Genomic DNA, 12,655 nt, shown 5'->3' with positions numbered 1-12,655 from the left:
AGTAGTCAGGACAATACGCAATGATTGAAGTTGGAAGTCGCGAGTGGATACGTGCAACCCTGGCCCTCAGCCTGGGCTCTTTTCTGGTGTTTCTGAACCTCTACCAGACCCATCCCCTGTTACCCCTGATCGCCGAGGTCTTCTCGGTCAACTCCCTCTCGGCCAGCTGGACCCTGGCAGGATGCACTGCAGGCCTCGCCGCCTCCCTGCTGATCTGCGCCAGACTGGCGGATCGCCATGGCCGTCGGCAAGTCATGCTGGGTACCCTCACCCTGGCGATCCTGCTCTCACTGTTAATCCCGCTGGTTGAGCAGTTTGGCACCCTGCTGCTGCTACGCATCCTGCAGGGCGCGCTGCTGGCAGGGCTGCCCGCGACCGCGATTGCCTATATGGGGGAAGAGTTCAGCAAACGGGCGCTGCTCTCGGCGGTGGGGGTCTATATTGCCGCCAACTCCCTCGGTGGCATTGCCGGTCGGGTGGTCGGCGGTCTGTTGGCGGGCTGGTTTGGCGACTGGCAGCATACCTTTCTGGGGATTGGTGTGATCAGCCTGTCACTGCTGCCGCTGGTCTTCTGGCTGCTGCCCCATCAGACCCGCTTTGTGGCGAGCGCCCCCGTTCGCGGCCAATTTGCTCGCGCCTTGCAGCAACACCTGACCAATCCCTTGCTGGTAGGGGCTTACCTTATCGGGGGACTCAACTTTATGGTGTTTTTGAACCAGTTCAGCTACCTCACTTTCCTGCTGGCCAAGCCCCCCTTCTCCCTGCCCACCCAGTGGCTCGGCATGCTGTTTCTCACCTATCTCTCGGGGACGGTGGCCTCCTCTCTGAGCGGTCGCTTTGCCAATCGCTGGGGGGCACAACGCATGCTGCTGGTCGGGATCGCGCTGATGGCCCTCGGGAGTCTGTGGCTGCTGCAGGGCAGTCTGCTCGGGATCCTGAGTGGCTTGCTGATCTCCAGCTTCGGCTTTTTCCTGGCACACGCCTGCGCCAGCGCCTGGGTCGGTCATCATGTCGAACACAACCGCGCCCTCGCCTCCTCCCTCTATCTGGTGGCCTACTATCTGGGAGCGAGTCTGGGGGGACTTTACCTGCACCCCTTCTGGGAGCAAGGCGAGCTGGGCGGTCTGGTCATGGGAATTGAACTGGTCCTCATCCTGACGGCAGGCTTGAGCCTCTGGCTCGGCCGTCTCAAGCAGCGAAGCCAATCGCCACTGCCCGCCCAGCAGCCCCACCGACACCGGTAACAGGCTCAGCGCAAACAGGGTCACCCACGAGCAGATAGCGCTCTCGCAACCAAGCACCGCCAGATAACAAAAGGGGTCACACCGGTGACCCCTTTTGCTGCGTTATTCAAGAGCCTGTCAGGCTAGCACCGCATTGAGCGCAGGATCACTCCTGATCGAAATAATCCGCAGCCACCGCGACCACAGCGTCGGTCGCCACCTCTTCGGCGATCACCTCAGCCAGCGGGCGCAGGTGAAACTTGATCTGGCCGGAAGGCAACATCAGGCCAATATCGGGGTTGCGGGTATCCTGCATGTTGCCGGTTTTGAATGGCAGCTCGGGATAGCGCGCTACCAGATCTTGCAGTGAAGTAACCACCAGCTCGATATGTTCCAGCCCCGCCTGATGGACGCGACCCGGTTTCGGTGCAGCCAGCTCGATACAGGGTACCTGTACCTCACCAGCCAACAGAGGCTGATGCAACTGATAAGTGGCGATGGGGCGCCCGCCAATCATACCCTCCACCAGCAAGGAGCCCGCCTCAGCCAGCACAGCACATAGCGCGCGGTACTCCTGCAGGGTAGCCGCCCGATAACAGAGGTGATCGACCGTTGGCCGGGAAATTGTGACGCCAGTGGCGGCCAGTTCTGCCAACAGCTGAGAAACAAATGGGGCCATTGGCCCCAGTGTGGAATCGAGTGGGTGGGACATGCTTACCATTTCTTCTTGGGTTGAAACAGGACATCGAGCTCGTCGGCTTCCTTGTCCTTGATGTTTTGCAGATCCTGGGCGCTATTTTGCTGCTGCAGCTCTTCAAGCTCCTTGAGCCCCTGACGCATATCTTCTTCACGGGCCAGCAGATAGGGATCCTTGTCGCCCACGCTCGCCATGGCAGAGAGTCCCTTGGTATAGAGCTGGCGGCAAGTACCATATTGGCCCTGAATGCGGGCATCCATCGCCCGCTTGACCAGATTGGAGATGTTGATCTTGAGCTGCATCAGCTCAAGGCGGCGCTCTTCTTGGGCAAACCCCTGAGGGTCAATCTTGCCCTTGTTGTGCTCTACCCGCAGCACGGCCCGCATCTTCTTGACCAACTGCAGCATCTGGATCGCCTGACGATCGGACTCCGGGGTCTTGAACTGACCCTCATCCTGAACACTGTAGTTCTCCTGCACATTCTTGATCTGGGTCTGCACATCGACGATGCGCTGCTTGATCTGATTGTTCGGCATCACCTGGGCGATGGCGCGATAGGCATCGAGGATCCGGTGCTGCAACAGCAACACCATGTTCTTGGAGAAAGGCACAAGATTGACGTTCAGCAACACCTCTTCGGTCTCGTCAGCCACCGTCTTGTGTCTGGCAACGGCGTGACGCTTGTCCGCCTCAGCCTTCTGCTTATATTGCTGCACCACGTTATAGGCGATAACCAAAAACAGGAGTGCGCCGATAGACAGCAATACCAAAGTTAAAATCATAGGATGTCCAAACCCCTGTTCCTATCCAATTGCGTGATCCTACAACAGCTTACCCACTTAAGGTAGCCTGCAGATCCCCCCTTGCCCACGATTTGTCACCAAGCTGTGCCCCCGGTCTCAGGGAGAGATTGCAGGATCAGGGGATGATGACCATGACGGTCACCTCCCCATAGTATCGCCCATCAGCGCCATTACTTGAGGTTAAAGCCCCGCGATTGCAGGAATCCCAGCATAAAAGGGCGGGACTCCTTGCCCAGAATGGCGCGGATCTGGCCGCTCCAGGTCTGCTGTTTGTTGTTGCTGCTACGGGCCTGATAGTAGTCCGCGATCTGCTGATCGTACCGGGCCAGCAGGTCGCGATCCAGCTCGTGCTGGTAGCGCTCCTGATGCACCACCAATCCCCTGGGCAGACGGGGTTTCTGTTCCGGCTGCTGGGCAGGATGACCAAGGCAGAGGCCAAACAGCGGGATCACCTGATGGGGCAGGCCGAGCAGTTCGCTCACCTCGGCCGGATGGTTGCGAATGCCGCCGATATAGACCCCGCCCAGCCCCAGCGACTGCGCCGCCAGCAAGGCGTTTTGCGCCATCAGAGCGCCGTCGATGGCTCCGATCAGCAACTGCTCCGCATAGCCGGTCTGGGCCTCGGGCACGATCTGGGTGTGGCGGTGGTAATCGGCGCAGAACACCAGAAACTCGGCCGCCTGCACCACATAGGGTTGATTGCCCGCCAGCATGGCCAACTGCTGACGCGCCTCGGGCTCGCAGACTCGCACAATACTGGTCACCTGCAAAAAGCTCGAGGTTGAGGCGGACTGGGCGGCGGCGAGAATGGCATCCAGCTGCTGCGGGGCGATCGGCTCGGCAGTGAACTGACGAATGGAGCGATGGGAAAGGATAAGATCGATGGTCTGATTCATGGCACCTCCAAAATGAGGTAACACCATAGCGAAAAAAACGAGGGAGCCCAAGGCTCCCTCGCACACCCAGCTTAAGGGGCCGGATAGACGTAAGGGGCTTGCAACCCGAGCGGGAAGCCGAGCGCCCAGTAGAGCAGCAGGAAAATCGTCCAGCTCACCAAGAAGGCAAGCGAGTACGGCAGCATCATGGAGACCAGAGTACCGATCCCGGTGCTCTTCACATACTGCTGGCAATAGACCACCACCAGCGGGAAGAATACCATCAGCGGGGTGATGATATTGGAAGCAGAATCCCCTACCCGATAGGCCGCCTGGGTCAGCTCGGGGGAGATCCCCACCGCCATCAACATGGGTACCAGGATCGGGCTGATCAGCGCCCACTTGGCGGAGGCCGAGCCGACTACCAGATTGACGCTGGCGGTGAGCAGGATCATCCCGACGATAGTCACCTCACCGGGCAGCGCCAGCGCATGGAGCACTTCGGCACCGGAGAGGGCCAGCAGGGTGCCCAGATTGGAGTCACCAAACGCCTTGATAAAGAGCGCGCAGAAGAAGGCCATCACCATGTAGGAGCCCATCTTGTTCATGGTGGCCGACATGGCATCGATCACATCCTTGCCACTCTTGAAGCTGCCTGCGACAAAGCCGTAGACAATCCCGGGCAGGATAAAGAGCAAGAAGATGAGCGGCACAATGGACTTCATCACCGGCGCGGCGAAGGTGGTCAGGGAGCCATCGGCAGCACGCAGCGGTGAATCGCTCGGGGAGAGCGCCAGCGCCAGCAGCACGATAGCCGCCAGCATGGCAAACCCAGCCCAGTTGAAGGCCCGGCTCTCTTGCGCGCTGTAGCGCCCCATCTCGTCGGCACTCTCCAGATCCTCGTTGAGCGCCACGTGCTTGAGGCGCGGCTCCACCACCTTTTCGGTGATGAACCAGCCGACGCAGATGATCAGCAACGAAGAGGCACCGGTAAAGATGATGTTGCACAGGGTGTTGACCATGTAGTCAGGATCGAGCAACTGAGCGGCGGACTGGGTAAAACCCTGCAGCAGCGCATCCCCGCCGGAGGGCAGGAAGTTGGCGGCAAAACCGCCGGAAACGCCGGCAAAGGCAGCGGCGATCCCCGCCAGCGGATGGCGTCCGGCAGCGTGGAAGATGATGCCACCGATGGGGATCACCAGCACATAACCCGCATCTGCGGCGGTGTGGCTGACGATCGCCACCAGGATCAGCATGGGAGTGAGAAAACGGGCAGGCGTCACTTTGAGCAACTTTTTCAGACCGGTATTGATAAAACCGGACTGCTCGGCCACCCCGACCCCGAGCATGGCCACAAGCACGATCCCGAGCGGGGCAAAGCCGGTAAAGGTGGTCACCATGGTGGAGAGAAACTCGGCCAGACCGGCACCGGTCAGCAGGTTGTTGACCACTACCGCCTCCCCGGTACGGGGGTTGACCAGATCAAACTGGAATTGTGACAACACCCAGGAGCCGACCCAGACGATCAGCAAGGCATAGAGGAACAGCATGGCGGGGTCGGGTAATTTGTTCCCGGCTTTCTCGACGCCATTGAGGAAACGGTTCAGCCAACCTTTGGGAGGGCTGGCCGGACGGTCATTGACAGCAGCATGACTCATTATTGCGATACTCCTTTCCCTAGAAACGAGGGCGCATGCTAGCAACTCCAGCCAATCCGTCTCATGACCGATCGCAAAAGAATGATTAATTTTGATTAAATATTGCGGAATAAAATCCCAAGTTGTGGCCTAACGCACACTTGTTACTCTGCCATTACGGCATCTAGCAGTGGATAACGCCCGACCTGGCACTCCACCACGAAACCGCTCGCCTCGACTTGCGCCACAGTCAGCGGCTTGCTGAACAGATATCCCTGGAACACATGGCACCCCTGGGTCTGCAGTGCGGCCAGTTCGTGAGGCTCCTCCACCCCTTCCGCCATGATCCCCAACCCCAGATTGGTGGCCATGGCCGCAGTCGCCCGGATCACCGGCAAGTTGAGACCGACCACGAAGGAGCGATCCAGCTTGATGTTGTTGATCGGCAACCGGTTGAGATAGGCCAGCGAGGAGTAGCCGGTACCGAAATCATCGATGGCAATCTTGATCCCCTGCTCGCTCAAATCGTCGAGAATGCCGAGGCACTCCTTCATATCGAGCATCAGCACGGTTTCGGTCAGCTCCAGCGTCAACAGGGAGGCATCCACCCCGTGCAGCTCCAGCTGCTGGCGAACTTGCCCGGGCAGCGCCGACGAGAGCTGGAAACCGGAGAGGTTGACGGAGACCGGCACCCGCTGATGGAAGCGCTTCTGCCAGCTGGCTACCTGTGCCAGCGCGGTAGAGAGCACCCAGCTGCCGAGCTCGCGGATCAGCCCCATCTCTTCGGCCAGCGGGATAAATTCCACCGGCGACACATGGCCGAGCACCGGGTTGTACCAGCGCAGCAGCGCCTCGTAACCGATCAGACGCCGTTTGGCGGCATCGACCTGCGGCTGGTAACAGAGGCTCAGCTCCTGGCGGCCGATGGCCTTGGCCAGAAACTGTTTGAGATTGAGCTTGCGCTGCAGGGTCTGCTGCATGCTGGGGGTGAAACGCTGCCAGCGCAGCCGCCCCATCTGCTTGGCCTGATACATGGCCATGTCGGCACGGGTGATGAGGTTGTCCCCGTCATCCGCATCATCGGGATAGATGGCGATACCGATACTGCCGCCGATGGTCACCTCCGGCAGCCCGCTCAGTTGCAGCGGCTTGGTCATCTGGGAGAGCATCTGATCGGCCACCTCTTGCGCCCGATCCCCCTGAGTGCCCAGCGGCACCAGTGCTGTGAATTCATCGCCACCGAGGCGAGCCAGCTCCACATCCCGCGGGCAAATCTGTTTGAGGCGACCGGCGACCCGCTCCAGCAGGCGATCTCCCGCCTTGTGGCCGTAGTTGTCGTTGACCAGCTTGAAGTTGTCCAGATCCATGAACACCAGCGCGAAACGCTCCCCCAGCCCGCAATAGGCCTCGAGGGATTTCATTAAGCCATACCGATTGAGCAGGCCGGTCAGGGAGTCGTGCCAGGCGAGGTGGCGATGCTCCAGCTCTTCGAGTTTGCGATCGGTAATATCCCGCATGGTGAGCAGAATGCGGGCCCCCTGCTGGATATAGCGGAACTGATACTGGAACCAGCGCATCCCCTTGAGGGTACGGCACTCCCCCTCGGTCACCACTTCATCGAGACGGGAGAGCTTCTGGTAGAAGCTGTCATCATTGCCGGAGAAAACCTGGGAGAGCTTGGCGATCTGGTGGCCGAAACACATTTCGAAGTGATAGTTGCCACTCTCGAACACACCGTGGCTATCGAAGAGGCAGGCAAGGGTATCGCCGGTTGCCAGCGAGGACTCCTGATAGAGGGTATCGGAGTCGAGCACCGCTTCGGTCATCATCATCAGCCGGCCAGCCAGTTGAATACCGGAGAGGCGTAGATAGATCTGCTTCTTGACCCCCTTTGGGGAGAGGGTCCACCACTCGTTGTAACTGCGCCCCTGCTGAAAATCACCCAGATAGCGCTGTAGCAGCAGATCGATGGCGGTTGCCATATCGGCAGAGAAGTCGCGGGAACAGAGTTCGTCGAGAGACGTCGCCTCCCACACGGAGAGCGCGGCGCTGTTTGCCCAGAAAATATGGTGATGCTCGATGTCATAAACCCAGATCGGGGTATGCAGAACATCCATCGTCTTCAGTAACCGTTCGTCAAGCGTATTCATCTGGTCAAGGTCATTCATGCTGGATGGTCACTGGTTAACCGGAAAACAGATCTGGCAAACCGCTAGCTGCAGAATGCAAGGTGCAAATACCTCTCGGCCATTATCCCTTTTCACATAGCCAAGAGCGGACAAAACTATTTCAGATATCAACAACAGGGCAGCCTGTACGGCAATACCACAAAGGACTCAGCCAAGGACCCTGTTAATCCAGGCAAATCATATAGTCGATTTTTAACTTTTTTCCCCAGTAAAAACAAGCACTAAGAGCTATCCACTCGAGACCTTGAAAGAGCAATTGCATATTTGCTGCGACAAATTTGTTATTAACATTCAAATCAATGGCGGAAATAGTCATCACTCTCTGTCACAAAGCTTCCATTAATTAACCAAGCGGATGGATAAACAGCCAAAAAAACGCCAAAACGGACAAAAATAGTTCACTAAGGCGGAATTGATATACCCCAAATTCATTTTTCAACAGGCAATGAGCAAAATCCGAATATATGATCTGCATCACATTGGCTGGGGATGGCAAACCACCCCGGCTGAGTACGCAGAGCAACCCAGATTCCTTCCATCAGATTGCAATATCGGCCTTCGCCTGCGGTTATAGCGGAACAAATCAGGGAATATGGCAAACATCACTGCCGCAGTACCATTTGGCATCGTGCCGGAATAATCACCAGCTCGGGGAAACTGAGATGACGGGCGGGTGGAGAACTGGTATCAACAGAAATCGAATCCAGATCAATTAAACGCTGAATTACCCTTGCCAACCCGGAACGCTCTTTTTATGGTTGCCCCCTTGTTACACCCAGAACAGCGTTTATGAAGCACATCGAAGAGTTCTACCTGTTCGTCAAGGTGGTGCAAGAGGGAGGATTCTCCCACGCTGCAGCCGCACTGGGCATGCCAACAGGCACCATCAGTCGACGCATTTCCCAGCTGGAAGAGCAACTGGGTTGCTCCCTGCTACATCGCTCTACCCGCAAGCTCCGCCTGACCGATGATGGCCTCAGATACTACGAACGTCTCTGCACGCCACTCGCGCAAATCGAGCAGGCTACCAGCGAGATCCAGGGTCAAGAGGCCGACATCACCGGGCTTATCCGGATAGCTGCACCGATCGCACTCTCCAACACCATCCTCATCGATATGCTGGCCGAATTCGGGCTGCACTATCCCGAGGTACAGTTCGATATCACCCAGACTAATGATCACCAGCACCTGTTTGACAATGATCGGGATCTGGTGTTCTTCAACGGTGAGCTGCCCCAGTCGCTGCCCAATGCGATCTGTCTCGGCCATATCGAGTACGGCCTGTTTGCCTCACCACTCTATTTGACCAAGAAGGGCACCCCCTCCCATCCCAACCAGCTGGAAGAGCACGATCTCATCTACTGCTGGCCTCACCAGCACTGGCAGCTGACCGACAAGGATGGCCAGAGCGTCTGCATCAAACGCAGCGCCAAACTGACCGTCAACCAGACCCAGGCCGCGGTACGCGCAGCCCGACGTCATCTGGGGATCGTCAACGCCCCGCTGCACTATCTGAGCAGCTTCCTCCATGACGAGCAGCTGGTACCGGTACTGACCGACTGGCAGACCGGCAATCGCCCCTTCTACATGTTGTGTTGCCAGCACCAGTTCGCCCCGTTGCGTGTTAAGATGTTCGCTGAATTTGTTGAGAAATACTCCGCACGCTATCGTAACCGGCAATGGGATAACCAATTTTCACAGGGTGACAACCTCCCACATTGCATCTGACTGTTAGCGGGCCACACTTATAGCAATCCTTGCCAACAGAGCCTGCCTAACGCCATGAATGTATTGATATGTGATGACTCCGGGTTCGCCCGCAAACAGCTGGCACGAGCGCTACCGGCTGACTGGAAAGTCGATTTGCACTATGCGGCGAATGGCCTTGAAGGGATCGAACAGGTGCTGATGGGCCATGGGGATCTCATCTTTCTCGATCTCACTATGCCTGAGATGGACGGTTACGGTGTGCTGGAGACCCTGAAACGGGAAGGACTACGCAGCAAGGTTTTCGTGGTCTCCGGAGATATCCAGCCTGAGGCCTATCAGCGGGTCATGGGGCTGGGGGCGCTCGATTTCATCAAGAAGCCCGCAGCCCCAGATACCCTGCTAGCCCTGCTCAAACAACATGGCTTCTGGAGTGCTTCATCGGGTAATCAGCCGAGTGCAGCCGAGCCCTTGCCAAGCGGCGTGGTAGCCGATGCAGGCGTCAAGATCACCCCCGAAATCCGCGATGTCTATCAGGAGCTGGCCAACGTCTCCATGGGTCAGGCCGCCGACTTGCTGGCTCGTCTGCTCTACGCCTTCGTGGTGCTGCCAATCCCCAACGTCAACGTGCTGGAGGTCTCCGAGCTGCATATGGCGCTCTCGGCGGCTGCGGATTCGGATACCCTCTCCGCCGTCTGTCAGGGGTTTATCGGGGCGGGGATCGCCGGCGAAGCGCTGATCCTGTTCCATGACTCCAGCTTCAAAGATTTGGCCAAGCTGATGAACCATCAGGGGACGCTGGATCGCACCGCCGAACTGGAGCTGCTGATGGATACCGCCAACGTGCTGATCGGCGCCTTCCTGCGCGGCTACGCCAACCAGCTCGATACTCCCTTCAGTCAGGGGCACCCGGTGGTGCTCGGCCAGCACAGACCCATCAACGAGCTGATCAACACTAACAAGAGTCGCTGGCGCCGCACGCTCGCCATCGAGATCAACTACCGGATCCAGGACTACGCGGTGCAGTGTGATCTGCTGCTGCTGTTTACCGAAGATTCCATCGCCACCATGAACAACAAAATCATGCACATGCTCTAGGAGTGACTATGGAAATCCGTGAATTTCATTGGCTGATGAACATAGTCCAGAACTTGGACGTAGGCTTGGTGGTGCTCGACAAGGAGTACAAGGTACAGGTGTGGAACGGCTTTATGGAGAGCCACAGCGGCCGACTGGCCAGTGACGTGCGTGACGGCGTGCTGTTCGAGCTCTTCCCCGATGTGGACAGAGCCTGGTTCGAGCGCAAGGCCAACATGGTCTTCAAGCTCAACAACCGAGCCTTCAGCACCTGGGAGCAGAAGCCCTACCTGCTGCGTTTCTCCAACTATCGCCCCATTACCGGCTCGGCCCCCCACATGTTCCAGAACCTGACGCTGGTGCCACTGGCCGATTTCGGCGGTCAGGTGACCCATATCGCGGTGATGATCTACGACGCCACCGATGAGGCCATGCTGATGGGCGGCCAGCGGCAGGCTTAAGTTTGCTGCAAACAACCAAATAACAGAGGGCGCCGCGGCGCCCTCTGTTATTTCGGTATAAACAGGTCTCGGTATAACCTCTACCTCACCAGCCGTCTCAACGCGCCCCGAGATACTCGGTGAAGGCGTCGATCACCTCTTCAATATCGTCATCGTTGATTTGCAGATGGGTCACCAGCCGCAGCTCGCCGTAACCGGAGAAGAGGATCCCCCGCTCCTTCATAAAAGCGAGTAGAGGGGCCGATTCCCCCTCATGCAGCCGCAGGAACACCATATTGCTCTGCACCAGCGAGAGGTCGAGCTCGATGCCCGGCAGTGCCGCCAACCCTTCGGCCAGCCGTTTGGCACGGCGGTGATCATCGGCCAGACGGGTCACATGCTGCTCGAGGGCAAACAGACCGGCTTGCGCCAGAATCCCCGCCTGACGCATGCCACCTCCCAGCATCTTGCGCAGGCGGCGCGCACGGGCGATGAAATCGTGGCTGCCCACCAGCAGCGAGCCCACCGGTGCCCCCAACCCCTTGGAGAGACAAATCGAGATACTGTCAAACGGTGCAGCGATCACCTCGACCGGGGTCTCGCTGGCCACGGCGGCGTTAAAGAGCCGGGCGCCATCGAGATGAAGCTTCAAGCCGCGATCGGCAACGAATGCCCCCATCTCCTGCAGATAGGAGAGCGGCAGCACCTTGCCGTTGTGGGTGTTCTCAAGGCAGATCAGGCGAGTCTGGACGAAGTGGGCATCATCAGGGGCCAGCGCAGCCTTGATATCATCGAATGCCAGCGTGCCATCGCGCTGCATCGGCAAGGGTTGCAGGGCTACGGAGCCCAGCACGGCACTCCCCTGCGCTTCATAGCGATAGATGTGAGCGGCGTTGCCGAGGATAGCCCCCTCACCGCGCTGACAGTGGCTCATCACCGCCAACAGATTGGACATGGTGCCGGACGGCACAAACAGCGCCGCCTGTTTGCCCAGCAATCTGGCCCCAAAGGCCTCCAGCGCGTTGACGCCCGGATCTTCACCATAGACATCGTCACCGACTTCGGCGTGGAGCATGGCTTGACGCATGGCGTCAGTAGGCTGGGTGACGGTGTCACTTCGTAAATCGATATAGCGCATGAGATCCCTCCTGAAACAGGAGAGTGACGTTAGCCATGCGCCCCTCGCTTGGCAAGGGGCGCATGAGCAGAATGTGAAGCCAATAGACGTCCATAGAACCCGCAGGCGGGATTTACCAGGGCAGCGGCTGACCGTTGAGATCCAGCAGCTGGCCCGATTGAGTCAACGATAACCCCTTGATGAGATTGAGCAGTTTCACAGCCACCTCGGCAGGCTCCTGCAATTGCTCCGCAGGCAACTCGCTCAGAAAGGGGGTGTTCATCGGGGAGTCCATCAAGCCGGGCGCCACCGCCACCACCCCCGCTTGCGGGAAACGCTGCGTCCACTCGAGGGCCAGAGTTTTCACCCCCATGTCGAGGGCCGCCTTGCTCATGCGGTAGCTGTAACGGCCCCCCTCCAGATTGGCGGTGATGGAGCCCGCCAGATCGGAGATGGCACAGAGCCACAGCGGATGGTCATTGCCCATCAACCGACTGAAACGGGCAGCCAGCGCCAGCGTTGGCCAGGCATTGGCAAGCAGGCTGTCGCACAGCCACTTGGGGTGCACCTCTTCGACCCGCCGCTCTGGCATAAAGCTGACATCGTGCAACAGGCCGATGGTGTTGATTACCACAGTGGGAAGCGGATCGGTGTCGTAGAGGGTAAACAGGGCGTCGAACGAGATGGCGTCCACCTCTTGCAGCGGGAAGAAAGCCCCCATCTCGATCCCTTTTGGATAGGTGCGCCCGGCCAGAAGGAAGGACTCCCCCCTTGCCATCAGCTCTCTTGCCAGCGCCGAGCCCAGCGCACCGCTTCCGAGGATCAAGTAGCTCATCGCCCATTCCATGGAGAGTTATCTTGCTTAGAGCGTATCAGAATAATCAACCAGC

At 58.5% G+C, this 12,655-nt stretch carries 11 protein-coding genes; 4 read left to right on the top strand and 7 right to left on the bottom strand.

Translation table 11 applies throughout. The features are described 5' to 3' along the window. Window positions 1-20: 20 nt before the first annotated feature. On the top strand, window positions 21-1,244 hold the full coding sequence (locus ACTG2U_RS00860) for an MFS transporter (RefSeq protein WP_439973884.1): 1,224 nt from the start codon (window positions 21-23) through the stop codon (window positions 1,242-1,244). Window positions 1,245-1,389: 145 nt separating this feature from the next. Here the strand turns inward: ACTG2U_RS00860 and ACTG2U_RS00855 are convergent, their stop codons facing one another. The 5 genes from ACTG2U_RS00855 to ACTG2U_RS00835 form a co-directional block, all read right to left on the bottom strand. Continuing rightward, on the bottom strand, window positions 1,390-1,944 hold the full coding sequence (locus ACTG2U_RS00855) for a VOC family protein (RefSeq protein WP_439973883.1): 555 nt from the start codon (window positions 1,942-1,944) through the stop codon (window positions 1,390-1,392). Further along, window positions 1,938-2,702 (bottom strand): hypothetical protein, encoded by a 765-nt coding sequence (locus ACTG2U_RS00850; protein ID WP_005337161.1) that lies wholly within the window; start codon window positions 2,700-2,702, stop codon window positions 1,938-1,940. The genes ACTG2U_RS00855 and ACTG2U_RS00850 overlap by 7 nt, the downstream gene beginning before the upstream one ends. Window positions 2,703-2,893: 191 nt before the next feature. Then, window positions 2,894-3,619, bottom strand: a complete 726-nt coding sequence (gene nfsA, locus ACTG2U_RS00845; RefSeq protein WP_005351148.1) for an oxygen-insensitive NADPH nitroreductase — start codon at window positions 3,617-3,619, stop codon at window positions 2,894-2,896. 71 nt (window positions 3,620-3,690) lie between these two features. Next, window positions 3,691-5,256 carry an AbgT family transporter gene (locus tag ACTG2U_RS00840; RefSeq protein WP_005351146.1) on the bottom strand — a complete coding sequence of 522 codons (1,566 nt, stop codon included), beginning with the start codon at window positions 5,254-5,256 and terminating at the stop codon, window positions 3,691-3,693. A 143-nt stretch (window positions 5,257-5,399) separates the two neighbouring features. Further along, window positions 5,400-7,352 carry a putative bifunctional diguanylate cyclase/phosphodiesterase gene (locus ACTG2U_RS00835; RefSeq protein ID WP_158113472.1) on the bottom strand — a complete coding sequence of 651 codons (1,953 nt, stop codon included), beginning with the start codon at window positions 7,350-7,352 and terminating at the stop codon, window positions 5,400-5,402. A gap of 861 nt (window positions 7,353-8,213) precedes the next feature. Between ACTG2U_RS00835 and ACTG2U_RS00830 the strand changes: the two genes are divergently transcribed. From ACTG2U_RS00830 to ACTG2U_RS00820, 3 genes are read left to right on the top strand one after another with little or no spacing between them, the layout of a single operon-like run. Then, entirely contained in the window at window positions 8,214-9,152 is a 939-nt protein-coding gene (locus ACTG2U_RS00830; RefSeq protein ID WP_439973882.1) for a LysR family transcriptional regulator, read from the top strand. 54 nt (window positions 9,153-9,206) lie between these two features. Further along, the gene (locus tag ACTG2U_RS00825) at window positions 9,207-10,229 is read left to right on the top strand and encodes a response regulator (protein ID WP_439973881.1); all 1,023 of its coding nucleotides are present in this window, start codon (window positions 9,207-9,209) and stop codon (window positions 10,227-10,229) included. Between the two features lie 8 nt (window positions 10,230-10,237). Next, window positions 10,238-10,669 carry a PAS domain-containing protein gene (locus ACTG2U_RS00820; protein ID WP_180993760.1) on the top strand — a complete coding sequence of 144 codons (432 nt, stop codon included), beginning with the start codon at window positions 10,238-10,240 and terminating at the stop codon, window positions 10,667-10,669. Window positions 10,670-10,766: 97 nt separating this feature from the next. Here the strand turns inward: ACTG2U_RS00820 and ltaE are convergent, their stop codons facing one another. Both ltaE and ACTG2U_RS00810 read right to left on the bottom strand, forming a co-directional pair. Then, the gene (gene ltaE, locus ACTG2U_RS00815) at window positions 10,767-11,786 is read right to left on the bottom strand and encodes a low-specificity L-threonine aldolase (RefSeq protein WP_201953145.1); all 1,020 of its coding nucleotides are present in this window, start codon (window positions 11,784-11,786) and stop codon (window positions 10,767-10,769) included. A 112-nt stretch (window positions 11,787-11,898) separates the two neighbouring features. After that, entirely contained in the window at window positions 11,899-12,600 is a 702-nt protein-coding gene (locus ACTG2U_RS00810) for a hypothetical protein (RefSeq protein WP_064336640.1), read from the bottom strand. Between the last annotated feature and the right edge of the window lie 55 nt (window positions 12,601-12,655).

Origin of the sequence: Aeromonas sp. 95A (assembly GCF_051919235.1) — a bacterium.
GTDB classification, from domain to species: Bacteria; Pseudomonadota; Gammaproteobacteria; order Enterobacterales; family Aeromonadaceae; genus Aeromonas; species Aeromonas veronii.
The sequence above is the reverse complement of the archived record's forward strand: the minus strand, read 5'-3'. Positions and strand labels throughout refer to the sequence as shown.

What these genes read in the sequence shown, in the direction of transcription:
- ltaE (WP_201953145.1), bottom strand. Translation starts at nt 11,786, where the DNA reads ATGCGCTATATCGATTTACGAAGTGACACCGTCACCCAGCCTACTGAC.
- nfsA (WP_005351148.1), bottom strand. Translation starts at nt 3,619, where the DNA reads ATGAATCAGACCATCGATCTTATCCTTTCCCATCGCTCCATTCGTCAG.
- ACTG2U_RS00850 (WP_005337161.1), bottom strand. Translation starts at nt 2,702, where the DNA reads ATGATTTTAACTTTGGTATTGCTGTCTATCGGCGCACTCCTGTTTTTG.
- ACTG2U_RS00840 (WP_005351146.1), bottom strand. Translation starts at nt 5,256, where the DNA reads ATGAGTCATGCTGCTGTCAATGACCGTCCGGCCAGCCCTCCCAAAGGT.
- ACTG2U_RS00825 (WP_439973881.1), top strand. Translation starts at nt 9,207, where the DNA reads ATGAATGTATTGATATGTGATGACTCCGGGTTCGCCCGCAAACAGCTG.
- ACTG2U_RS00855 (WP_439973883.1), bottom strand. Translation starts at nt 1,944, where the DNA reads ATGGTAAGCATGTCCCACCCACTCGATTCCACACTGGGGCCAATGGCC.
- ACTG2U_RS00830 (WP_439973882.1), top strand. Translation starts at nt 8,214, where the DNA reads ATGAAGCACATCGAAGAGTTCTACCTGTTCGTCAAGGTGGTGCAAGAG.
- ACTG2U_RS00860 (WP_439973884.1), top strand. Translation starts at nt 21, where the DNA reads ATGATTGAAGTTGGAAGTCGCGAGTGGATACGTGCAACCCTGGCCCTC.
- ACTG2U_RS00820 (WP_180993760.1), top strand. Translation starts at nt 10,238, where the DNA reads ATGGAAATCCGTGAATTTCATTGGCTGATGAACATAGTCCAGAACTTG.
- ACTG2U_RS00810 (WP_064336640.1), bottom strand. Translation starts at nt 12,600, where the DNA reads ATGAGCTACTTGATCCTCGGAAGCGGTGCGCTGGGCTCGGCGCTGGCA.
- ACTG2U_RS00835 (WP_158113472.1), bottom strand. Translation starts at nt 7,352, where the DNA reads ATGGATGTTCTGCATACCCCGATCTGGGTTTATGACATCGAGCATCAC.